This is a genomic window from Halomonas garicola, from assembly GCF_031935715.1.
In the GTDB taxonomy this organism is placed as follows: domain Bacteria; phylum Pseudomonadota; class Gammaproteobacteria; order Pseudomonadales; family Halomonadaceae; genus Vreelandella; species Vreelandella garicola.
Window position 1 is genome coordinate 1 of sequence record NZ_JASSZF010000038.1, and the last position, 23485, is coordinate 23485.

The window sequence follows — 23485 nt, forward strand, 5'->3', positions numbered from 1 at the left end:
GCTTAGTCACGACGGCTTGCCGGCGCTCCTCGGAGTAACGAGGCATGAGTGTCTCCTTTCGCCCCCTGGTCGGTTTATAAGAACAGGGTATCAGAGGGTACGACACTCATCCTGACACTGGGGATGATGTCCGTGGGCTTGCATTGCCGTTTGGCGGGTCGTCCTGCCAGGGCTTTGGCGTTGGAGAAGTTTCTCGATTACGTAGCCCAACACCACGATGTCTGGATTGCCCGGCGGGCTGATATTGCTCGGCATTGGCATGAAAAGCACCCGCCGACCAAAGGGTTATAGGTCATGTATATAAATATGGCTCGCGTCGGCCTTGGTGTAAGTTAGGCGTATGATTCCAGATAAGGCACTGAGTGAAGCACTTGCCAGATCGCAGGGCCTGAACGAGCCCTTTTGTTCCCCATAGTGCTTGCCAGGGTCTGCGGCTACGGGACAGGCAGCGCGTTCCTTTTGGCCTGCGCTTGCCTGTCGCATCCCGGCTGACGCGAAACGTTGCACTCAGTGGTAAAGTAGGCCGCCAGAGAATGGCCGGCCCGGCGGCCGGCTTCGTCACCGCTATTGTCAAAAGGAGCCGCCATGAGCAAGTTCGCCAAGGCTGAAGTGCTGAGCGTTCATCACTGGAACGATACGCTGTTCAGCTTTCGTACTACCCGGGAGCCAACCCTGCGTTTCAAGTCCGGCCAGTTTGTCATGATCGGGCTGGAGGTGGACGGCAAGCCGCTGGTGCGGGCCTATTCCCTCGCCAGCCCGCACTATGAAGAGCACCTCGAGTTTTTCAGCATCAAGGTGCAGGACGGCCCGTTGACCTCGCGCCTGCAGCACCTGGAAGTCGGCGACGAGATTCTGGTCGGCCGCAAGCCTACCGGCACGCTGGTAACCGATGATCTGCTGCCCGGGCGCAACCTCTATCTGCTGTCTACCGGTACCGGCATGGCGCCTTACATGAGTCTGATCCAGGACCCGGACGTCTACGATCTGTACGACAAGGTCATCCTGGTGCACGGCGTGCGCTATGTGTCCGAGCTGGCCTACGCTGACTTCATCACCCGGGAGCTGCCCCAGCACGAATATCTGGGCGAGGAAATCAGCGAAAAGCTGGTCTACTACCCCACCGTGACCCGGGAAGCCTTCCACACCCAGGGGCGGCTGACCGACCATATCCGCAGCGGCAAACTTACCGCCGATGCCGGCTTGCCGCCCCTCGACCCCAGCCAGGACCGCGCGATGATCTGCGGCAGCCCCGCGATGCTTGACGATACCAGCGCGCTGCTCGACGAGCTTGGCTTCAAGATCTCGCCGCGCATGGGCGTGCCGGGGGATTACGTCATTGAGCGGGCGTTCGTGGAAAAGTAACGGCGCGGCAGAGCACGGGCCGAAAGAAAAGTAACAACGAAAAACGCCCCGCATCCCCGCTAATGCGGAGCCTGCAGGGCGCTTGAGCAGCCGGTGGGAAAGGCCTGCCGATCAGGCGTTCTGGTGGGCGGGAATGTCGCGATGATACTGCGGGCTAAGCTCGTGCAGCGAGTCGATGAATGCCGTGACGTTGTCCGGATCGGTGAACTGGCTGATGCCGTGGCCCAGGTTGAATACGTGCCCCGGCCCCTGGCCGTAGCTTTCCAGAATCCGCGCGACCTCGGCGCGAATGGCGCTGGGGCGAGCAAACAGCACGTTGGGGTCGAGATTGCCCTGGAGCGCCACGCGATGGCCCACGCGCTGGCGCGCGTCGGAGAGCTCGGTGGACCAGTCCAGCCCCACGCCGTCAGCCCCGGCGGCGGAAATATGCTCAAGCCACTGGCCGCCGTTCTTGGTGAACATGATCACCGGCACCCGACGGCCGTCGTGCTCACGGATCAGCCCCGAGATGATCTGTTCCATGTAGCGCAGCGAGAACTCCAGGTACGCCGGCGTGGACAGCGCCCCGCCCCAGGTATCAAAAATCTGCACCGCCTGGGCCCCGGCGCGGATCTGGGCGTTGAGGTAGTCGGTCACCGCGTGGGCGAGCTTGTCGAGCAGCTGGTGCATGGCGTCCGGCGTGTCGTAGAGCATTGACTTGATGTGGCGGAAATCCTTGCTCGAGCTGCCTTCCACCATGTAGGTGGCAAGCGTCCAGGGGCTGCCGGAAAAGCCGATCAGCGGCACCCGGCCGTTGAGCTCGCCGCGGATGGTGGATACCGCGCGCATCACGTAGTCCAGGTCGCGCTCGGCGTCGGGCACCTTGAGCGCCTCGACCTCTTCGGGAGTGCGTACGGTCTTTTTGAACTTCGGCCCTTCGCCGGTCACGAAGTAAAGCCCCAGGTCCATCGCATCGGGAATGGTGAGGATGTCCGAGAAGAGGATTGCGGCGTCCATCGGATAGCGCTCAAGCGGCTGCAGCGTCACTTCGCAGGCCAGATCCTGGTTGCGGCACAGGTCCATGAAGCTGCCCGCCTCGGCGCGCTTGGCGCGATATTCGGGCAGGTAGCGGCCGGCCTGGCGCATCATCCATACCGGCGTGCGGTCCACCGGCTCGCGCGCCAGCGCACGCAGTAAGCGGTCATTGTGTAGCGGTGAAGCCTGAGCGGCAAAAGCAGAAGTCATAGAATACAAGCTCTTGAAAAAATAGCCTGCCTGAGAGGCATGCCAAGGGTGTAAGATGGATTGTATGGCATGGAAGGTGTTTTGCTAAACTCGGGCGCTACCATCCGGCGCTTGTGTGGCCATGCGCCCTGCAATGCCGTCCTGATTATACCCGTCTTGCGGCACCGTTGCTGCCGCGGCAAGCGGCGGTGAAATACGCTGTTAAACCCGGAAAGGCTTCTCGGCGCGCTTTTTCCGCGGACGTGTTCGACCATCGAGGTAACCTGTGACGATTCGCTTCATTGCCGCATCCCGGCTGCCCACCCCCTGGGCGACATTCACCATGCACGGTTTCGAGGACGAAGCCACGGGCAAGGATCACGTGGCGCTGACCCTGGGGGACGTAAGCGGCGAAACGCCGGTGCTCGGGCGGGTGCATTCGGAGTGCCTGACCGGCGATGCGCTGTTTTCCATGCGCTGCGACTGCGGCTATCAGCTGCAGGAAGCGCTCAAGCGTATTGCCGGGGAAGGTCACGGGGTGCTTCTGTATCTGCGCCAGGAAGGCCGCGGCATTGGCCTGCTGAACAAGATCCGCGCCTACCACCTTCAGGACGAAGGCGCCGATACCGTCGAGGCCAACGAGCGGTTGGGCTTCGGCGCCGATATGCGGCGTTACGACCTCTGCGTGCCGATGCTCAACCACCTGGGCGTGCAGGCGCTCAGGCTGATGACCAACAATCCGCGCAAGGTCGACGCTCTGACCCGAGACGGCGTCAACGTGACCGAGCGGGTGGCGCTGACTACAGGGCTCAACCCCCACAACGAAGGCTACCTCTCCACCAAGGCCGGCAAGCTTGGCCACATGATGGCGCTGGATGACTTCACCCCCGCCAGCAGCGTGGATGTCGAGCGCAAAGGCTGAGCCCCGCTAGAAGCCGGGTCGCGGCTTAGCCGTTGCCCCGGGCCTTCTGGATCTGCTCGTAGGCGCTGCCGATCTCCGCGGTGCGCTCCTTGGCGACTTCGCGCATGCTTTCGGGTAGCCCCTTGGAAGCAAGCTTGTCCGGGTGGTTTTCGCTCATCAGCTTGCGGTAGGCCTTTTTCACCTCGGCGTCGCTGGCGTCCTTTGATACGCCAAGTACCTGGTAGGCATCCTCGAGTGACGGCCCCTGGGGCGCTGCCGACTGGGCACCGCCGCGCAGCATGGCCTCTATCTGGGCAATTTCTGCCTCGGAGCAGCCAAGTCCGCGCACCACGCGCATGATGACCTCGCGCTCGGCCGGGTGCAGCTCGCCGTCGGCGGCCACGGCGGTCAGCTGAACCTGTAAAAACAGCTGGCGCAGGGCCGGCTGGCTGCCGGCCATCAGGCGAACCTTGGCGACTTCGGCGTCAAGGTCAAAGTCATCGCTCTTGCCGCGGTTGAAGTCGGCCCGGGCCTGGGTCCGCTGGGCCTCGCTCAGGCGCAGCTTGTCCCACAGCTGGCGCGAGGCCTCCAGTTCGTCTTCGGACACCCGGCCGTCGGCTTTGCACACGCAGCCCATTACCGCAAAGGTGGACGACAGGAACTGCTGCTGGGCACCCAGCAGCTTGCCCACCATTTTTCGGCGCAGATACTTGACCAGCCAGTAGCCCAGCCCGCCGCCGATTAAAAGACCGAGCGGGCCGCCCAGCTGGTAGCCGATGAAGGCGCCGATCAGGGTAATTATCAACATGGCGTCTCTCTTGGGTTTGCAAATGGGTTTGCGAAGTTAACGGGTAGAAGAAAGATAGGGCACCCAGACGATCATGCCCGCGCCGCCAGGCGCCGGCGAATGGCGTGTTCGATACCGGCAGCGTCGAGCCCGCAGTCGGCGAGCAGCTCCGCCGGCGTGCCGTGTTCCACAAAGGCGTCGGGCAGCCCCAGGTGCAATACCTCGGCGTCGACGCGCTCGGCGTCCAGCAGCTCGCTGACTGCACTGCCGGCACCGCCGGCGACCACGTTTTCCTCCAGCGTTACCAGCAGGTCATGCTCGCTGGCCGCCTGAAGCACGGCGTCGCGATCAAGGGGCTTCACCGAGCGCATGTTGACGTGGCTGGCGTCAAGCGCCTCGGCCACGTCGGCGGCCGGGCCGTTCATGCTGCCGAAAGCCAGCAGGGCGATGCGCGGCTGTTCGCCGTCGCCGCCTTTCCGGCGGGTCTCTGCCTGACCGATGGCCAGGGGCTTCAGGTCTTCGGCCACGGCCACGCCCGGGCCGGTGCCGCGGGGGTAGCGCACCGCGGCGGGGCCGGGATGATGATAGGCCGCGCTGAGCATGGCCCGGCATTCGGCTTCGTCAGCCGGGGCAAGGATGACCATGCCCGGCACGCAGCGCAAGTAGGACAGGTCCATGCTGCCGTGATGGGTGGGGCCGTCTTCGCCGACCAGCCCGGCGCGGTCGATGGCAAAGGTAACGTCGAGCGCCTGGACGGCGACGTCGTGAATCAGCTGATCGTAGCCGCGCTGGAGAAACGTCGAGTAGATCGCCACCACCGGCTTGGCGGCCTCGCAGGCCATGCCCGCGGCAAGCGTGACGGCGTGCTGTTCGGCAATGGCCACGTCGAAGTAGCGCTCGGGGTATTCCTTGGAGAAGCGCACGAGATCAGAGCCTTCGCGCATGGCCGGAGTAATGCCGAGCAGGCGCGGATCGGCGGCGGCCATGTCGCACAGCCATTCGCCGAACACCGCGCAGTACTTGCGCTTGGCCGGTGCCGGCGGCGCGGGGCTGGCTGCGGCCTTGGCGTCGCTGCCGGGCTTTTCCAGCTTGGTAATGGCGTGGTAGCCGATGGGGTCGGCCTCGGCGGGCAGAAAGCCCTTGCCCTTGCAGGTTTTGATATGCAGAAACTGCGGGCCCTCGGTGCGGCTCAGGGTATCAAGCGTCTGGGTCAGGCTCTCAAGGTCGTGGCCGTCCACGGGGCCTGTGTAGTTAAAGCCCATTTCTTCAAACAGCGTGGCCGGGCTGACCATGCCTTTCATGTGCTCCTCGGTGCGCCTGGCAATTTCCAGCGCGCCGGGCAGGTGCGAGAGCACCTTTTTGCTCTCTTCGCGCATCTTCAGAAAGGGCACGCTGGAAAAGATCCGCGACAGATACGTCGCCATGCCGCCGACGTTTTCCGAAATCGACATCTCGTTGTCGTTGAGGATCACCAGCAGATTGGCGTTGACGTGGCCGGCGTGGGCCAGCGCCTCGAACGCCATGCCGGCGGTGAGCGCACCGTCGCCAATGACCGCGCAGACTCGGCGCGTATCGCCCTTGGCTCGGGCGGCCAGCGCCATACCGAGTGCGGCAGAGATTGAGGTGCTGGAGTGGCCCACGCCGAAGGTGTCGTACTCGGACTCGGCCCGGCGGGGAAACGCCGCCAGGCCGCCGTGCTGGCGAATACTCAGCATGGCGTCGCGGCGGCCGGTGAGCACCTTGTGCGGGTAGGCCTGGTGGCCGACGTCCCACACCAGCCGGTCGTGGGGCGTGTGGTAGACGTGGTGCAGCGCCACGCTGAGCTCGACCACGCCAAGCCCGGCACCGAAGTGGCCGCCGGAGACGCCTACGCTGTACAGTAGGTAGGCGCGCAGTTCGTCAGCCAGGCGGGCCAGCTGATCCGGCGACATCGCGCGCAGGGCCGCGGGATGGTCAAAGGTATCGAGCAGCGGCGTAGCCGGGCGCTCACGGGGTATCTCGTCGAACAGCTTCATGGACATAGCTTCATGGACATAGCTTCATGGGCATAGCTTTCGTAGACATAGCTTAATGGTCGCGCTCGATAATGTAGTGGGCAAGGTCAGCGAGGGGGGCCGCACGCTCGCCAAGGGGCGCCAGGGCAGCCACGGCGTCTTCGATCAGCGCCCGGGCCTTGTGCCGGGCGCCGTCAAGCCCCAGCAGGCCGGGGTAAGTGGGTTTGGCCCGGGCGGCATCGGCACCGGCAGTCTTGCCCAGCGTGGCGCTGTCGCCGGTGACGTCGAGCACGTCGTCGTGCACCTGAAAGGCCAGGCCGATGGCCAGGGCGTAGCGCTCGAGCGCTTCAAGGCGCGGATCGTCCTCGCTCACGGCCGTAAGCCCGCCCAGGCGCACCGAGGCTTGAATCAGCGCGCCGGTCTTGTGCGCGTGCATGGTTTCCAGCACCGCGGTATCAATGGACTGCCCCATGGCCGCCATGTCCAGCGCTTGACCAGCGACCATGCCGTCGCGCCCGGCCGCGCTGGCAAGCGTTCGGATCAGCGCGCCCAGGCGCGGGTGGCGGTCAGCGGCAATGACCTCGAAGGCCAGCGCCTGCAGCGCATCCCCGGCAAGAATGGCCGTGGCGTCGTCAAAGGCTCGGTGCACCGTGGGCTGGCCGCGGCGCAGGTCGTCGTCGTCCATGGCCGGCAGATCGTCATGAATCAGCGAATAGGCGTGGATCAGCTCCACCGCAGCGGCCGGCGCGTCCAGCGCCCGGGCTTCGGCGCCCAGCGCCTGGCCGGCCAGGTACACAAGCATCGGGCGCAGGCGTTTGCCGCCCACCAGCAGGCCGTGGCGCATCGCGGCCTCAAGCCGCGGCGAGGCGGCCGGGCGGTCGTCAAACAGCGCGGTGAGCGTGGCTTCCACGCGGGCGCTGCTGGCTTGGCGATGCGCGTCAAGCGTCGTGGCGTGCACGGCTACCATGGCGGCGTCTCCTCACTGGGTGGGTCGTTATCCGTGCCGGCATCCGTCTCGGCGCCGGTACCCGGCGGGTGAAACGGCGTGACGGAAAGTCCGCCGGCGGCGTCTTCGCCCAGAGCGCGCACCTTGAGCTCGGCGTCATCCAGACGCGTCTGGGCCTGGCGCGCAAGCCCCACGCCCTGTTCAAACGCCGCGAGGGAGTCTTCAAGCGACAGCGTGCCGGACTCCAGCCGTTCGACCAGCGTCTCAAGCTGCTCGACTGTCGTGGCGAAATCCTGCGTTGGCGTTGGTGTATCACTCATGGGTGAAAGCCTGCTGAATCAACATGGAACAAAAACCTAAACCCGACGGCCAGGCCGGGAGTATACACCGACCACCCGGGGGCGCGTCTGCCCGCCCAGGAGAATATGCGCCGGCTTCATGGGCTGAACCCGGACTTTTCATCTGCCCAGCCCCCGCCAGCTCGGCGCGGCTGTGGTAATATGCGGGCCTTTCATCCTGCACTTTCCCGTGCTTGTTCACGTATCGAGACGCGGCGCGCGCCGTTTATAGAGGTTGATTCAGCCATGGCTAAAACGTCCCTGGACAAGAGCAAAATCAAGATTCTGCTGCTTGAGGGAGTCCACCAGAGCGCGGTGGATAATTTCCATCACGCCGGTTACACCAATATCGAGCACCTGCCGACGTCCCTTGACGAAGACACGCTGATCGAAAAGATCCGCGACGTGCATTTTATCGGTCTACGGTCGCGCACGCAGCTCAACGAGCGGGTGTTTGCCGCGGCGGAAAAGCTGGTTGGCGTGGGCTGTTTTTGCATTGGCACCAACCAGGTGGACTTGAACGCCGCGCTCAAGCGTGGGATCGCGGTGTTCAACGCGCCGTATTCCAACACCCGCTCGGTGGCCGAGCTGGTGCTGGCCGAGGCGATCATGCTGCTGCGCGGCATCCCCGAAAAAACCGCCCGGGCACACCAGGGCGGCTGGCTCAAGTCGGCGAAAAACTCCCACGAAGCTCGGGGCAAGACGCTGGGTATCGTCGGCTACGGCAGCATCGGCGCCCAGCTTTCCGTGCTCGCCGAGTCGCTGGGCTTTCACGTGCTGTATTACGACGTCATCGCCAAGCTGGGGATGGGTAATGCCACCCAGGTAGCAAGCCTTGAGGCGCTGCTGGGCCGTTCGGACGTGGTTAGCCTGCACGTGCCCGATGTGCCTTCCTCCCGCTGGATGATTGGTGAAAAGGAAATCGCCGCGCTCAAGCCCGGGGCGATCTTCATCAACGCCTCCCGGGGCAGCGTGGTCGAGATCGAGCCGCTCGCCGAAGCGCTCAAGGCCGGCAAGGTGCACGGCGCGGCGGTAGACGTCTTCCCCGTAGAGCCCAAGAGCAACGATGATGAGTTCCAGAGCCCGCTGCGCGGCCTGGAAAACGTCATCCTTACTCCGCATATCGGCGGCTCTACCCTGGAAGCCCAGGAGAACATCGGCGTCGAGGTGTCCGAAAAGCTCATTACCTATTCGGATAATGGCACCACCGTGACCTCGGTCAACTTCCCCGAGGTGGCGCTGCCCGCCCACCCGGAAAAGCACCGCCTGCTGCATATTCACCACAACGTGCCGGGGGTGATGTCCGAGATCAACCGGGTGCTGTCGGAAAACGACATCAACATTTCCGGCCAGTACCTACAGACCAACGAAGCCGTGGGCTACGTAGTCATGGACGTGGACAAGGCCTACAGCCAGCAGTCGTTGGAAGCGCTGCGCCAGGTCGAGAACACGCTGAAGGTTCGCGTGCTGTACTCGCCCTGACGCCGGTGGCGGTGGCGGTGGCGGCCACCATGGCCGCTCGGGGCGTAATCGGGTAAAATACGCGGATTTTTCATCCAGGCCGCCCTTTACGCGGGCGAACTCCAGGAGACCCCATGAGCGATTCATCACCGGCGGCCGCGCAGACGGTCGTTGCCGCGCTGTACAAGTTCGTTAGCCTTGACGACTATCAGGCCCTGCGCGACCCCCTGCGCCAGACCATGCTGGATAACGGCATCAAGGGCACCCTGCTGCTGGCTCGGGAGGGCATCAACGGCACCGTGGCCGGCAGCCGCGACGGTATCGACGCGCTGCTTGCCTGGCTGACCGCCGATCCGCGCTTTGCCGATATCGACCACAAAGAGTCCTACTGCGACGAGCCGCCGTTTTACCGCACCAAGGTCAAGCTCAAGCGCGAGATTGTCACCATGGGCGTGGACGACATCGACCCCAACGATACCGTAGGCACCTACGTCGAACCTGAAGACTGGAACGACGTGATCAGCGACCCGGAAGTGCTGGTCATCGATACCCGCAATGACTACGAAGTGGACATCGGCACTTTCAAGGGTGCGGTAGACCCGAATACTACGACCTTCCGCGAGTTTCCCGACTACGTGCGCGAGCACTACGACCCGGCCAAACACAGGAAGGTTGCTATGTTCTGCACCGGCGGCATTCGCTGCGAAAAAGCCTCGAGCTTTATGCTCAAGGAAGGCTTTGACGAGGTGTTCCACCTCAAGGGCGGGGTGCTCAACTATCTGGAAAAAGTCCCCGAAAACGCGTCCCTGTGGCGCGGCGAATGCTTCGTGTTCGATAACCGGGTGACCGTGCGCCACGACCTGGCCGAGGGCGGGTTCGAGCAGTGCCATGCCTGCCGCCGGCCGATTTCCGCCGAGGACATGCGCGACGCGGCCTACGAGCCGGGCGTTAGCTGCCCGCACTGCATTGATTCGCTACCCGAGAAAACCCGCGCCAGCGCCCGGGAGCGCCAGCGCCAGATCGAGCTGGCCCGGTCCCGGGGGGAGCCTCATCCCATGGGGCGCAATCCGCGACAGAGCGGGGAGCAAAACGCACCGCGTCGTCCGGCGGGCGCGGGCGATTCGCAGAGGGGTTCGGCCTGATAGCATGGAGGCTGCGGTGTCGACTTTTGTGGAAATTGTTTCCATAAACACGACAACGATGGGCAAAGCAGGTTATTCTGTTTCTTTGTCCCGCATAACGTTCCTGCGGGGGCTTGCCGCACGTGTTTTACGACGGCTTTTGGCACAGAGATTCAGGAGGAAGACGGGTGAGTGAGGTAAAGCGTCGATCTGCCGGCCGGCCGGCCGGTACAGCCAAGGCCAGCGGCGGCCATAGCCAGTCGCTGGTGCGCGGTCTCAAACTGCTGGAGCATATTGCGTCCATTCCCCAGGGGCTCTCGCTGTCCGAGCTTGCCGACATGGCGGAGCTGGCGCCGTCCACTACGCACCGCCTGTTGCAGGCGCTACAAAGCCAGGGATTTGTCACCCAGGAAAACGAGCAGGGCCTGTGGCGCATCGACGTCAAGACGTTTCGCATTGGCAACAGCTTTCTGGAAGCGCGCGATTTCATCGCCACCAGCCGGCCCTACCTGCGTCGTTTGACCAGCGTCACCGGCGAGACGGCGAACCTTGGCATTCGTGACGGCGCCACCGCGGTATTTCTGGCCCAGCACGAATCTCCCCAGATGATGCGCATGATTACCCGGCTGGGCTCTCGAGCGCCGCTGCACGCCTCGGGCGTGGGCAAGGCGCTGCTCGCCTGGATACCCGACGACGAGCGTAGCCAGCTGCTCGAAGGCCGCGAGCTTACCCGGGTAACCGAAAACACCCTCTACACCACGGATGCGCTGGAGACGGAAATGACCCGTATCCGGGCCCAGGGGTTTGCCTGCGACCGCGAAGAGCATGCCGTCGGGCTGCACTGCGTGGCCGCCTGCGTACACGACGAGCGCGGCACGCCGCTGGCGGCGATTTCCGTTTCCGGGCCCATGGCGCGCATTCCCGAAGCGCGACTGATGGAGCTTGGCGGGCTGGTGCAGGCAACGGCCGCCGACATTACCGCCCAGCTGGGCGGACGGGTGCCTGATTAGTGCCATTACCTATCCAGGGGCGCTTCGTGCGGATAGAAATAGACCGTGCTTTTCTATCAGTCGATATATCGTGACACGTGAGACGCCCAATTCTCGCGCCGCCGGATGAACTTTATGCCCGCTTCGCTGAAGTGCCAAGATCAGGGCTTCGCGCTCGGCCTTATCCCTGGCCTGCCCTAAAGACTGGTTGAAAAACGTGCTCTCGCTATTTTTTATATCCAGATCCTCAGGCTGAATTAGGCGATTATCACACATGACCATTGCCCTGCGAATGCGGTTAAGCAGTTCGCGGATGTTGCCCGGCCAGTGATAGGAGCGCATAGCCTGAAGCGCTTCGCGCGAGAAGCCTTTTAACTGAGAAGGTTTATCGCTGGAGAAGCGATCGAAAAAATAGCGCGCCAGGATTTCAATATCTTCTGGGTGCTCGCGCAATGCGGGCACTTTAACTTGTAGCACGTTTAGACGGTGGTAGAGATCCTCGCGAAACCTCCCCTTCTTGACAGCTTCTTCCAGGTTAATGTGGGTTGCTGAAACAATACGCACATTGACCGAAATCTCGCTCATCCCTCCCACCCGTTGAATCCGCTGAGTTTCAAGAAAGCGCAATAAATTAACCTGCTGCTCCAATGGTAAATCCCCTATCTCATCAAGAAATAGAGTGCCGTTATCAGCTGCTTCGATGCGACCTATCTTGCGTTGGGCAGCCCCGGTAAAGGCCCCTTTTTCATGACCAAAGAGCTCTGACTGAACCAGCTGCTCAGGTAGCGCGCCGCAGTTAATTGCATGAAAGATATGGGATGCTCGCGACGATCGCTCGTGAATGGCCAGAGCGGTCAGTTCCTTGCCTGTGCCCGACTCTCCGCTGATGAAAACAGGAGCTTCGACAGGGGCAACTTTACGTATTGTTTCGAAAAGTTTATGCATCACAGGCGTAGTGCCTACCATCTCATATTCTGCCGAATCAGCTGACGTAGCAGCTGTATTACGGCGAAGAGCCAGGTGTTGCTTTTGAATCTGTGCCAGCGATGCTGCGTGCTTCATTAGGCAGTTGAGATCTTCACTTCTGGCTGAGAGTTCCATAAAACCATGACACAGTGATGCCACTAAGCTGAGAGTGTCTTTATCTTCAAGTAGCGATTTATCCGTTAATACAGCAATCCATAAGCAGTGGTTTTTTAATATAATATATTCCAGCTGGTTAAGCTGATTTTCTTTGATGCTGTCAAGAAAGACAAGACCTACAAGGCATTTGTCGTCAAGATAAAAGTTGAAGTTGTTAAGAGAAATGTTGAGTTTATGAAGTTCCCAGCCCATTGCTTCTGTCTTCATTATTAGGGATTCCGTTTTATTAGAAGGCTCAGCTATTAACCAGCAATGATTTGTGATTTCCGCCATGGCTCGCCTCTTTTTATTTTCATTCCAGTTGTTGGGTGTGGTGGCGTGCTCCTTGTTTTAAGTTCCCGAGTCCGGTGTAAATTAAGTTTCTATTTTTATAGCTTTCTTTATTAGTAGATGTTTATCAAGTGATAGGTCGGTATTTGGTATTACTGTAGTGGCTTGTTCGGTTAAGGGCAATGTAGTTATCTATTGTTGATTATATGGCTAATCATTATAATTAACATTTTCTAATTATTTGGATTTACTTCGTAATTTTCTGATATTGAATGATTTTTTTATTAAGAAGCAAGCGTCTCATTTTTTTAACACTGAGGGGTTATCCTTAACAATATGATTTTTAATGATTACTTAACTTCTTTAAGAAATTGTAGTCCTCTTTTCAATCGAAATTTTCAGTTATGTAACAGTTAATGCTGGCTGTTTTTTTTGAGGTGAGCAATATCAATGACTTATAAGTTGGCACGGCTATTGCATGTATATAATCAGGAGAAGCCGCACTTTATGGAGGCGCTGCCATGTACCCGACCCGTAACGCACAGAACAATCAGGCAAGTTGCCACGGTGCAGGTTGGCAAGAGCTGGCAAGCGCCAAACGGCAGCCGTCTCGCCGCTTCGCGACCGGCCTATGGCTCAGCGGGCTTTTGTTAGTCGCAGTGGCGCAGGGCACACAGGCAGAAAGCACCGGCGGCGAGGCACTAACACATTCAGAGTCGAGCGTTGCGGCTCAGCTATCGGTAGGTATTCGTCCGCTAAACAGCCTGGACGATACGCAACTCGAGTCGATCCGCGGCCGCTATGTCGATGCTCGGACGCAGCAGCGCAGCGCAGGCGGTGAGGCCGACTTCGTCATCCTCTGGGATGAGCGCCCGACGGGCGGCGGCGGTAACGATACCAAGACTTCGCATTCCCGCGGACTTGGCAATCAGCAAAGCACCAGCGTAACTACGCGGCGGGAGCAATAAACCATGAAGCGTCTAGTTATCAATCGAGCAGCGGGCGTCGCCCTGTTAACGGTTGCCTTGAGCGCCCCCGGTGTCGCCATTGCCGACGCGGCGACAGGCCACCAGCTTAAACCCCGCGTGCGGCCCGGTGACATCGTTATCCAGCGTCGCGTCGAAGCGGCCCCCATCAATCGCGTCGAGCGGCATGGCGGGCCCATCACCTCAAAAGTCAACGTGCGGGACACGGTTCAGCAGCGACTCAACGGCATCAACGCCGTATCGCTGACCGATGAGCGGGCCGCCGGTATCCGTGGCAGCGTGCAGGGCTCACTGGCTCCGCTCCACCATACTCTGGGGACCAGCTCGCGAATGAATGGCGCCGCCGGCAGCACAAGCCAGCGAGCTGCGGGAAGCCTGGGGGGTGGCAGCGGCGGCGGTGGGGGTGGCGGCGTAGCGGGCCGGGTGACGTCGGCGACCTCAGGGATATCCGGCACCGTGGGTCGGGCCCTCTCACCTCTGACAGGGCGGGACTGATCATGGCGAATATTCATACAGGCGCTCTGAAGAAAAGCGTCACGGCCACAGTAGGCACTCTGTTGATGATCGGCTGCATCCAGACGGTCGCGGCTCAAGAGTTATCAGGCATACGCAACACTACCGTGATAAGTGGCGATGCGCTGAGCCAGATCAGCGGCGTCAGCAATACCAACATGGCCGCCGGCGACGGCAATCTGCAGAGCAACGTCGGCACGCTGGCGATCGGTAACATCGCCAGTTCGGCGAACGAGCTGCAGCAGCGATCGAGGATCGAAGAGTGGCTCGTCAACCAACAAAACATCACGGGCATCAAGGGCGCCGCCTTTCAACAGTCGGAGGGATGGCTGTCGATCAACCAGGCGGCGGGTCAAGGCAATGCGCAGAGCAACTCCTTCGGAGTGGCGATGGGCATATCGGCCAGCAACCTCAGCGACACCACGCTGCAGGGAGTACAGGCCGACAGGCAAGGGCTGACCGGTACCGGTGAGCGTTCGGGACATTCCACGAGTCGCGTCGAGATCGACAAGACGGCATTCGAGGGCGCCCGCGGCGTTATCCAGGTGAATCAGTCAGCCGGCACGGGGAACGCTACGAGCAACAGCTTCCGCATGAACATGGCGCTGAAACCGTAGCGAATAACGCAGTAATCAGAATGAATCGGTTCATTCAGGAGAAATACCATGAAAATGTTCCAAAAAGCTCCACTCGCACTGGCCGTCACCGCGCTGATGGTGGCACCCGTAGCATTTGCTGAAAACGGCAGCGGCAACGGCAATGGCATCGACGCAGAGAGCAGCATTGAGTCCACATTCATGAATAACATCCATGTGGATCTGCGTCATAAATCGTATACCCGCAAAGACTTCGATATCGACGTAAGCGTTGACGATGAGGCCGCGCACTACTCCGGCGCCACCGTCGACAGCAAGCAGATCACTGCCGACAACGGGGTAGCCAATAAAGCCTCCGAGAATAACGCCACCGTCGGTTCGGGCACCGGTGGGAACGCGACGGGCAACGTGGGTATCAACGTCGCGGCGGGTGACAACAACGCCCAAGCTAACGACGCCGCGCTTGCCTCCTCCGACGCCATGGATGTGTTCGGGCAGTCCGCGGCTTATTCGGCGCAGCACGCCGAGGGTAACGTAACGACCAACGCCGGTAGCCCCAACAACGCGAGGTTGGGTAGCGGCGCGCTGTATGGCGCCAGCGGCAACATTACCGCCAACATCGCGGCAGGTTCCGGCAACGCCCAGCAGAACTCGCTGGCAGCCTCCAGCAACAATAATGCCGGCCACACCCGCGCCACCACAGGCGGCGTCCAGCAGACGACCGGCAACTCTACAACCAACAAGGGGCTTACCCAAGAGTTCACCGATACGGTTGATGTGGCCGTTTCCGGCGTGATGGTCGGTGGATATGCGGGTCAGGGTAACGGTGACTACGAAGGCCGCTGGAATCAGACCAACGACGTCTACCCCGAAATCTGGAAGGATGGTGGTGAGGGTGTTGATGGCAACCACCGGGAAGGTGGCGGCTCGTCCTACTGGGGCCATGCTGACTTCGATAACAAGAGCGATTCGGGTCAGGACGGGCGCTTCGAAGGAAGCGAGGGCGGTGAGCTGGGCTTTGAGGAAGCCGGTCTGATGGCCATGGGCGGAACCCTGTCCGGCGGTGTAACCACCACCAATACCGTCTACATTAACAACGAGAACAACGCCACTATTGGCAGTAATGCCCTGCAGGGCGCGAGCGGTAACGTCGGCGTTAACGTAGCAGCAGGCACACACAACCTGCAGCGCAACTCGCTGTCGATTGCTTCCTCCATGGGCGGCTCTCCCGGGACTCCCCCGAATTGAGTGATAGCGCCTATCAGCCAAGCATCTGGATGATGCTGCAATAACCTTCCCGGCCTGCTTTTGCAGGCCGGGTTTTGCAAGCTTCTGATATTTTACAGGCTTGCCAATCTTTATCGGGTAAGCCAGGGAGTCAGCCATGAAATCAAGCCGTGGGTGCTGGATGCCATTACTGCTTCTCGGGCTTGCCCTACCCTTTTTGGATGCCCAGGCCGCCAGCGTGCGTCTGGGTAATGTCGTTTCTGGCACGGTGATCAGCAAAGACGTGCAGTCGATTCGCGAGCGGCGCTTCGAAAACCTGGTCGAGCAGCATACGGACTTCTCCTGCGGAGCCGCGTCGCTGGCCACCATTCTCAAGTATGCCTACCAGCGTCCCGGGACCACCGAGCAAGGTGTGCTTGCGGGGATGCTCGAGGTATCGGATCCCGAAGTCGTGCTGGCACGGGGCTTTTCGCTGCTGGACCTGAAGAACTACGTACAGACTCTCGGCTATCGCGGCCGGGGCTACGAGGTGGCGCCAGATACGTTGGATGCGGTTTCGATTCCGGTGATCGTGCTGCTTGACCTGGAGGGCTACAAGCACTTCGTAGTGGTCAAGAAGGCCAGCGGGGACCGGGTTTATGTCGGCGATCCGGCGCTGGGTAACCGGATCATGGAGCGCGACAAGTTCATGGCTTCGTGGAACGGCATCATCTTCGCTATCGTCGGCGAGGGGTTTGATCAGCAGACCGCTCTGTTGGACCCCCGCCAGCCGCTTACGGCGCACCGCATGCAGGATATCTTTGCGCCGGTACCCAAACAGAAACTGCTCGATTTCGGTTTTCGACACGCGGATGTCTTCTAGCATAGCCCGGGGTTGTCACCTATAGAGCTTTGGCTAAAAGCGTTCGTCAGCGTTTAGAGGATCACCAACATGATGACACACGAGCGAGAACAACAAGATAAAGCAATGCACCGGAAGGCGCGCGGCGCAGCGGTTCTGGCGGTCATCGCCACTGCGGGGCTGATGACGGGCTCCGTTCAGGCCGAAGTCTCGGACTTTGCGACCTTCTCCGAGGAGCGCCAGCTCAGCGATGCTGAACTCGCGCAGCTGCGCGGGCGCTTCGTCGACCAGGGCCAAATCATGTTCTTCGGCGTGCAGATGTCCAGCGAATGGCGCACCTCGGCGGGCGAGCAGCTGAGGGCCGGGGGGACGCTGCGCGGCGATTTGCGCGGGGCGTCGCCGACGGTTCGCTTCGAGCCCCACCTGACCGTGGGTAATTCAACGAGCCTTCCGGGAGCGTCTTCAGGCAACGGTGCGGTGGTGCGCGACGCCGGCACCGGCAATGCGCGCGGCGTGGTGCAGAGCATTCAGGCCGGCGGCAACTTCAACGCGGCGGCCAACGACCTGCAGATCGACATTCTCGATGCCGCCGGGCGGGACGTGTCGGCGGGTAGCGCCGGCGCCGCCAACACGCAGCAACGCCTGCCCTCGGGTACCCGGATGGCCGTTAGCAGCGGTGCCCGGGGAATCGGGGTCAATCTGCAGGTGCCGAGCATGGGCAGCGTGAGCCAGGCCATCGTGCCCGGCCGCGGGCTCAGGCAGTCGATTCAGCTGACCAGCGACGCGCAGCAGGTGCGCAACCTGACGCGGCTGCAGCTTTATATGGGCGACCGTGGTGCTAATACGGAGGTGTCCGGCTTGCGCGGCGCCGTCGAGTCGGCGCGAGGTCTGCGTCGCTGAAGGATGACGGTCAGCGCACGACTGGTCTACACTGCGCGTAACCCGCCGTTACCCCCCCCGCTATCAATAAGTCAGGCGGTGCGATAAAAACAATACGGCAGCAGTTAACAAAAAATACCAAGGAGAGCTGTGTGGGCGACACAATAATTTCTACGCGCAAGCCGGTATCGGTGGTTTCTTTTACCCTCATGGCAACTGCCCTGGGGGTTTCTTCGGCGGCTCAGGCGCAGGTCGATGACGACGGCGGCGAGGTCGTCCGGGAAGCCCGACCCAGCCAGAGCGTGGAGAACGTGCTGCGCGAAGAGCACGCGCTGTTCTCCGATCGCCTGACCCTCGAGCCGGGCATCAACTACTCCTATTCCGACCGTTCCCAGCTGGCGCTGCGCGGTTTTCTGGCGCTGGACGCCATCTTCCTCGGCGAGATCAACGTCGATAACGTCCAGAGCCATATCACCACCTTCGACCTGAGCACCCGCTACGGGCTGACCGACCGGCTGGAGCTGGGGCTCAACGTTCCTTTCGTCTACCGCAGCAGTACCTACCAGTCGATCGGCCAAGGCTTTTCGACCCAGCTCAATAGCGAGAGATCGGTGGATGACGCGGGGCTCGGCGATATCAGCGCCTCGCTCTCCTACCGCCTGCTGCCCGAGACGCAAACCCGCCCCGACGTAGTCTTGAACCTGGGAGTTCGGGCGCCCACCGGCACCGACCCCTACGGTATTTCCACACGTACGGATACCATTAAAATAGATGAAGATGATAAGGGTAATGACGTCAATACGAATCTGACCGTGCCCACCGAGCTGCCCACCGGCAACGGGGTCTGGGCAGTTACCAGCGGGGTCTCGCTGCTCAAGACCCTGGACCCGGCCATCGTTTTTACCAATCTGGGCTATACTTACAATATCGAGGAAAGCTTCGACGACATCTCGGCGTCAGACGGCAAACAGTCGGGCAAGGTCGACTTGGGCGACTCCATTCGTGCCGGCTTCGGCACCGCCTTTGCGCTCAACGAGCGGCTGAGCCTGTCGCTCTCCTACTCCCACGAGTATATCCAGAAATCCGAAACCACCCAGGGCGGCGTGACCAACGAGGTGGTCGGCAGTGATGCCAACGTCGGGGTATTCAACCTCGGCGGCACTTATGCGTTGAATGACAGCACCTCGGTGGTCACCAGCCTGGGGTTGGGGCTGACCGACGACGCCTCGGATGTCAGCCTGACGTTCCGCATGCCCTTCCAGCCCTAGCTCCTGCCTTTGTTTGCCCTCCGGAGGTGCTGCGGGCTTAAAGCTCGTTGCGCCTTCGGCGTAATGCATATTAACCCGACAAAAGCTTGATTCTCCTTCAAAGACCAAAGAATATCGGCGCCATGCGCGCCGCTGCCGCTGCTGCTAAATAGCGACTGCGACGGCGACGACACGTATTGGCCATCGCTGATGGTCAGAGGTTTATTCGATCCAAGGAGACAACGGCGTGACGCCATTACGACTGCTACCCAAGCTGGGGGCCGTGCTAAGCCTGTGGCTGCTGGCGGCACTGCTGCTTGCTGCGCCGCTGACGGCCCAGGCACAGACGCCGCCCGACGCCGCCGCTGAAAACGGTGAGACGACCTACGCAACGCTTGCCAACCTGCTGGAAGACGATCAGTCCCGAGAGGAGCTGATCGAGTTTTTGCGTCAGCAGGCCGGCGAGCTTCCCCAAAGCGAGCTTACGCGCGAGCTTCCGGAAGACCTGCCGGAGAAGGCCGCCCAGGGCAGCGATATCGCCCCTGAAGAGGTGTCACTGCCGCGCCAGATTGCCGAAGTCACCAGCCGCATCGTCAGCGATGTGGGGGGGCACTTCCAGCAGCTGGCCCAGATCGGTCGCGAGCTGTTCAGCGGCGAAGAGGCGGGCGGTTTCGACACCGCCGCCTTTGTCAGCGCGGCGATCAATCTGGGGCTGGTGGTTGCCGCGACCTTTCTGCTGTTCATCGCCTGTCGTCGGCTGGCCAAGCCGCTGTTCACCCGTATCAGCACCTGGTCGCGCCGGGGCGACTACACGCCGGTGCTGCGGCTGGTCACCTGCGTGATCATTGCCGCGCTGATCGATGCGCTGATTGTCGCGCTGGCTTATGTCGGCGGCAACCTGATCGCTACCTTTGCGATAGGCCATACCGGTGACCTTTCTACTCGAGCATCGCTGTTTTTAAATGCTTTTCTGGTAATCGAGCTGATCAAGGCCGCCGTGCGCATGCTGTTCTCATCGCGCTATCAGGGCCTGCGCCTGCTGCCGATTTCGGCTTTCGAGGCTTCCTACTGGAACCGTTGGATCGCTCGGCTGGTGGGCATGGTCGGCTACGGGCTAATGGTGGCCGTGCCGCTGGTCAACTACTACCTGGCCGCGTCGCTTGGCGATGCGCTGGGCACGTTGATCACGCTGGCCGCTTTCCTCTATGCCGTGATCGTGGTGCTGAAAAACCGCCTGCGCCTGCGTCAAAGCATCAATGCCAGCGCGTCGCGGGCGACCTTGGCGCCCAGCCGCGTTGCCCTGCATCTGCTGGCGCGCACCTGGCATCTGCTGGCGCTGGTCTATTTCATCGGCGTGTTTGTCATTACCCTGCTGCGCCCGGCCGAAGCGCTGCCGTTTGTGCTGTTTGCCACGCTGCAGACGCTGGGCGCCGTGGTCGCAGGGCTTTTGCTTTCGTCGCTATTGACCCAGACCATTGGCCGGCGCATTCATCTGTCAGCCGAGGTGAATCGCAAGCTACCGATGCTGGAAAAGCGCCTCAACAGCTACGTGCCCACCGCGCTGAAAGTGCTGCGGGGGATCATCCTGGTCGTCGTAGTGATGGTGGTGCTCGACGCCTGGTACCTGTTTGACCTGGCCGCCTGGTACGCCTCCGAGCAGGGTATCGCCCTGGTAAGCAAGCTGATCCACGTGGCGATCATCCTGATCGTGGCGCTGGCGATATGGCTGGGGCTTGCCAGCTTCATCGAGCACAAGCTCAATCCCGATACCGGCAAGGGGCAGCCGACGGCTCGGGCCAGAACGCTGTTGAGCCTGTTTCGCAACGCGCTGATCATCACCATGATCACCATGACCGGCATGATCATCCTTGCCGAGATCGGGATCAATATCGGGCCGCTGATCGCCGGCGCCGGGGTGCTGGGGCTGGCCATCGGCTTCGGTGCGCAAAAGCTCGTCCAGGACGTGATCACCGGGGTGTTCATCCAGATCGAAAACGCCATGAACACCGGCGACGTCGTGGGCGCCGGCGGCGTGGTTGGCACGGCGGAGCGTTTCAGCATTCGCTCGGTGGGTATCCGCGACCTATCCGGCACCTACCACATCGTGCCGTTCTCCAGTATCGATACGGTGTCCAACTATATGCGCGACTTTGCCTACCATGTTGAGGAATACCGCATTGCTTACAAAGAGAGCATCGACCACGCGGTAGAGAAGCTCCAGCTAGCCTTCAGCGACCTGCAGGCAAGCGAGGAGCACGGCCCCAAGCTGCTTGAAGAGTTGACCGTAGCCGGTGTGACGTCGCTTGCCGATAGCTCCGTGAATATCCGCGTGATGATCATGACCACGCCGGGCGACCAGTGGGCCGTGGGCCGTGCGTATAACCGGCTGGTCAAGCTGCGCTTTGATGAAGCCGGTATCGAGATCCCGCAGCCGCACACCACGCTGTACTTCGGCGAGCGCAAGGACGGCACCGCGCCGGCGGCCAACCTGCGCGTGGTCGAGTCCACCGCCGTGGAGCACACGGGTCCCGAGCGCCGTGACGACCCGAGTCGCGGTATCCAGTCGGGCAAAGGCGCCGACTATCAGCGCCCCTCCGAGGAGGATGTGGATGAATAAACCTGCCTGGGCGGAGGCTTCAGCCTACCTTTTCCGCTTCGTGACGTAAAAACGCCAACGGGCCGCTTTTTAGCGGCCCGTTGGCGTTTATATCGACGCTAGTTGAAGCCGGCCTCCTGGGCTAGTCGATGATGCCCTGCTCGCGGGCCATGGCATAGGCTGCTTTCGGGCCTTCCCACAGCGTCGGCAGCAGGATGAACGACACCGGAACCGCCGTGAGCACGATAAACTGCTGCAGCGCGTTGATTTGCCCGGCGCCCATCTCCAGCAGGATGCCCGCCATCAGCGCCATGGCAATGCCCCAGAAGGCACGCACCTTGGGACTCGGCTTGTCGTGACCGGCACCGACTACGGCAATGGAGTAGCTCATGGAGTCGCCGGTAGTCGCCACAAAGATGGTGGTCAGCAGCAAAATCGCCAGCGCCATTGCGGTGCCGCCGGGCAGCGCCTGGGCAACGGTCAGCGTCGCCACGTCAAACTGGTAGCTGGTCAGCGCTTCGGTCATGTCGATTGCGCCGGTAAGCTGATAGAACACGCCCGATCCGCCCAGCAGGGTAAACCACACGGTGGTGGCAATCGGGGCGATAACCGCCACGGCGACGATCATCTCGCGGATGCTGCGCCCGCGTGAAATTCGCGCCACGAAAATCGCCATCAGCGGGGCATAGCCGATAAACCAGGCAAAGAAGAATACCGTCCAGCCCTGCATCCAGCCCGGCGATGCCGTTTCCGCGGTGGTAGTGGCCATGGTGAAAAAGTTGGTGACGTAGGAGCCCATGCCCGAGAGGTACGAGTTGAAGAAGTAAAGCGTGGGGCCGAAAAGCAGAATGACCGCGCCAATCGCCAGCGCCAGAAAGACGTTAAACCGGCTCAGGAACTGGATGCCGCGATGGATACCGGTCATCGCCGAGATCACATAGATCGAGCCCAGCGCGATCAGTACCGCAATCTGGGTGGCAAAGCCGTCCGGTGCGCCCAAGAGCTCGTGCAAGCCAAAGCTGACTTGCGTCGACAAAAAGCCGATGGGGCCCACGGTCCCCGCGACCATGGAGATAACGCACAGCGCGTCAATCACGCCGCCCAGCGGCCCGCTCAGCAGGCGCTTGCCCAGCACCGGGTAGAGCAGCGTACGCGGCTGCAGCGGCTGGCCTTTTACGTAGTGGGAATGCGCCAGCACGATGGAGGCAAGCGTGCCCAGCACCGCCCAGGCCAAAAAGCCCCAGTGCATGAACGACTGCGCCAGCGCACCGGCTACCGCATCCGGCGTCCCCGGTTCGGCATCCAGCGCCGGCGGCGTGGTCAAGAAATGAAACGCCGGCTCGCCTGCGGCAAAGAACACTCCGCCGCCGGCCAGCAGCGTACACAAAATGATGGACAGCCACTTGAAGGTGCTCATTTCCGGCGCGTCCAGGTTGCCGATTTTGGCTTTGGCCGCCGGCGTGGTGGCCAGGCCAACGGCGATGAAAAAGGTGGCTAACAGCAAAAACTGGAAATAGGAGCCTAGCGTTTTAGCCGTCCAGGCGAAGCCTGCGCTCACGCCGTTGGCGACCATGTTGAGGTCGTAAAACGACAGCAGGATAAAGGCGACGATAAAGCCGATGCTTAAAATAAGCACCACCGGATCGCCCAGGGAGCGCAGCCCCTGGGCAGGCTCCGTGGATCGGGACGTGTGAGCGGACGTGCTGTCCGCCGTACTAGCAGCAGGGTTATGCATTCAGATGACACCGTTCAGGTTGCGAAGTGAGCGAGTTGGGATGGGTTAGGGTCAAAAATCGAGTTGCGCGGAAAAAAATGCCGGCTTGAGAGGAAAATGATTAAAAAAAAACGCCATTCAACGAATGGCGCAGATAAAAAGTGAAGCGGATGCTAGCACAGCTTTCGTAGCGGGTCGAATAAAGATGGGGTCGGCTTGTCATACCGCTCGACTTATTTGTGGAATGGCGCTAGGGGGCGTTAACAATTAGGCCAGCCATATGGCGGCTGACACGAGGCAGAGGAGTGACTGGTAGTTTCTTGCCAGTCGCTCATAGCGTGTAGATAACCGCCGGAACTTCTTGATTTTCT

Annotated in this window: 20 protein-coding genes; 13 read left to right on the top strand and 7 right to left on the bottom strand. The window is 61.2% G+C overall.

Annotated features, from left to right (window positions below; genetic code table 11):
* Positions 1–585 precede the first annotated feature (585 nt).
* Positions 586–1362: a ferredoxin--NADP reductase gene (locus RS027_RS11890; protein WP_311957210.1), complete on the top strand. Its 777-nt coding sequence runs from the start codon at positions 586–588 to the stop codon at positions 1360–1362.
* 111 nt (positions 1363–1473) lie between these two features.
* Here the strand turns inward: RS027_RS11890 and hemE are convergent, their stop codons facing one another.
* Positions 1474–2586 (bottom strand): uroporphyrinogen decarboxylase, encoded by a 1113-nt coding sequence (gene hemE, locus RS027_RS11895; RefSeq protein ID WP_311957211.1) that lies wholly within the window; start codon positions 2584–2586, stop codon positions 1474–1476.
* Between the two features lie 265 nt (positions 2587–2851).
* Between hemE and ribA the strand changes: the two genes are divergently transcribed.
* On the top strand, positions 2852–3487 hold the full coding sequence (gene ribA, locus RS027_RS11900; protein WP_311957213.1) for a GTP cyclohydrolase II: 636 nt from the start codon (positions 2852–2854) through the stop codon (positions 3485–3487).
* A 25-nt stretch (positions 3488–3512) separates the two neighbouring features.
* On the opposite strand, the gene djlA is transcribed toward ribA, so the two are convergent.
* The 4 genes from djlA to xseB all read right to left on the bottom strand — a co-directional run bounded on the left by djlA (position 3513) and on the right by xseB (position 7513).
* Positions 3513–4274 carry a co-chaperone DjlA gene (gene djlA, locus RS027_RS11905; protein WP_311957216.1) on the bottom strand — a complete coding sequence of 254 codons (762 nt, stop codon included), beginning with the start codon at positions 4272–4274 and terminating at the stop codon, positions 3513–3515.
* A gap of 71 nt (positions 4275–4345) precedes the next feature.
* Positions 4346–6274, bottom strand: coding sequence for a 1-deoxy-D-xylulose-5-phosphate synthase (gene dxs, locus RS027_RS11910; RefSeq protein WP_311957219.1), 1929 nt, complete (start codon positions 6272–6274; stop codon positions 4346–4348).
* Between the two features lie 46 nt (positions 6275–6320).
* Complete coding sequence (gene ispA / locus RS027_RS11915) at positions 6321–7214, bottom strand: (2E,6E)-farnesyl diphosphate synthase (protein WP_311957220.1); 894 nt, start codon at positions 7212–7214, stop codon at positions 6321–6323.
* Positions 7208–7513, bottom strand: a complete 306-nt coding sequence (gene xseB, locus RS027_RS11920) for an exodeoxyribonuclease VII small subunit (RefSeq protein WP_311957222.1) — start codon at positions 7511–7513, stop codon at positions 7208–7210. The genes ispA and xseB overlap by 7 nt, the downstream gene beginning before the upstream one ends.
* 264 nt (positions 7514–7777) lie before the next feature.
* On the opposite strand from xseB, the gene serA reads away from it, so the two are divergent.
* From serA to RS027_RS11935, 3 genes are all read left to right on the top strand, one after another.
* On the top strand, positions 7778–9013 hold the full coding sequence (serA, locus tag RS027_RS11925) for a phosphoglycerate dehydrogenase (protein WP_311957223.1): 1236 nt from the start codon (positions 7778–7780) through the stop codon (positions 9011–9013).
* Positions 9014–9126: 113 nt separating this feature from the next.
* The gene (trhO, locus tag RS027_RS11930; protein WP_311957225.1) at positions 9127–10134 is read left to right on the top strand and encodes an oxygen-dependent tRNA uridine(34) hydroxylase TrhO; all 1008 of its coding nucleotides are present in this window, start codon (positions 9127–9129) and stop codon (positions 10132–10134) included.
* 167 nt (positions 10135–10301) lie between these two features.
* Positions 10302–11123: an IclR family transcriptional regulator gene (locus RS027_RS11935; protein ID WP_311957227.1), complete on the top strand. Its 822-nt coding sequence runs from the start codon at positions 10302–10304 to the stop codon at positions 11121–11123.
* Positions 11124–11132: 9 nt separating this feature from the next.
* Here the strand turns inward: RS027_RS11935 and RS027_RS11940 are convergent, their stop codons facing one another.
* Positions 11133–12518 (bottom strand): sigma-54 interaction domain-containing protein, encoded by a 1386-nt coding sequence (locus RS027_RS11940; RefSeq protein WP_311957229.1) that lies wholly within the window; start codon positions 12516–12518, stop codon positions 11133–11135.
* 518 nt (positions 12519–13036) lie between these two features.
* Between RS027_RS11940 and RS027_RS11945 the strand changes: the two genes are divergently transcribed.
* The 8 genes from RS027_RS11945 (at position 13037) to RS027_RS11980 (ending at position 21421) form a co-directional block, all read left to right on the top strand.
* A complete protein-coding gene (locus tag RS027_RS11945) occupies positions 13037–13483 on the top strand; it encodes a hypothetical protein (protein WP_311957231.1) in 447 nt (148 codons plus the stop codon).
* Between the two features lie 3 nt (positions 13484–13486).
* Complete coding sequence (locus tag RS027_RS13555; RefSeq protein WP_512699035.1) at positions 13487–13996, top strand: FapA family amyloid fibril periplasmic chaperone; 510 nt, start codon at positions 13487–13489, stop codon at positions 13994–13996.
* 2 nt (positions 13997–13998) lie between these two features.
* Positions 13999–14631, top strand: a complete 633-nt coding sequence (locus RS027_RS11955) for a FapB/FapC family functional amyloid domain-containing protein (protein WP_311957237.1) — start codon at positions 13999–14001, stop codon at positions 14629–14631.
* Between the two features lie 48 nt (positions 14632–14679).
* A complete protein-coding gene (locus RS027_RS11960; RefSeq protein ID WP_311957240.1) occupies positions 14680–15858 on the top strand; it encodes a FapB/FapC family functional amyloid domain-containing protein in 1179 nt (392 codons plus the stop codon).
* A gap of 136 nt (positions 15859–15994) precedes the next feature.
* Positions 15995–16699, top strand: a complete 705-nt coding sequence (locus tag RS027_RS11965; protein WP_311957242.1) for a C39 family peptidase — start codon at positions 15995–15997, stop codon at positions 16697–16699.
* Between the two features lie 72 nt (positions 16700–16771).
* Positions 16772–17578, top strand: coding sequence for a hypothetical protein (locus RS027_RS11970; RefSeq protein ID WP_311957244.1), 807 nt, complete (start codon positions 16772–16774; stop codon positions 17576–17578).
* Between the two features lie 131 nt (positions 17579–17709).
* Positions 17710–18825, top strand: coding sequence for a transporter family protein (locus RS027_RS11975; protein ID WP_311957246.1), 1116 nt, complete (start codon positions 17710–17712; stop codon positions 18823–18825).
* A 226-nt stretch (positions 18826–19051) separates the two neighbouring features.
* Positions 19052–21421: a mechanosensitive ion channel domain-containing protein gene (locus RS027_RS11980; protein ID WP_311957256.1), complete on the top strand. Its 2370-nt coding sequence runs from the start codon at positions 19052–19054 to the stop codon at positions 21419–21421.
* A gap of 121 nt (positions 21422–21542) precedes the next feature.
* Here RS027_RS11980 and RS027_RS11985 read toward each other — a convergent pair whose 3' ends face one another.
* Entirely contained in the window at positions 21543–23135 is a 1593-nt protein-coding gene (locus RS027_RS11985; RefSeq protein WP_311957257.1) for a BCCT family transporter, read from the bottom strand.
* Between the last annotated feature and the right edge of the window lie 350 nt (positions 23136–23485).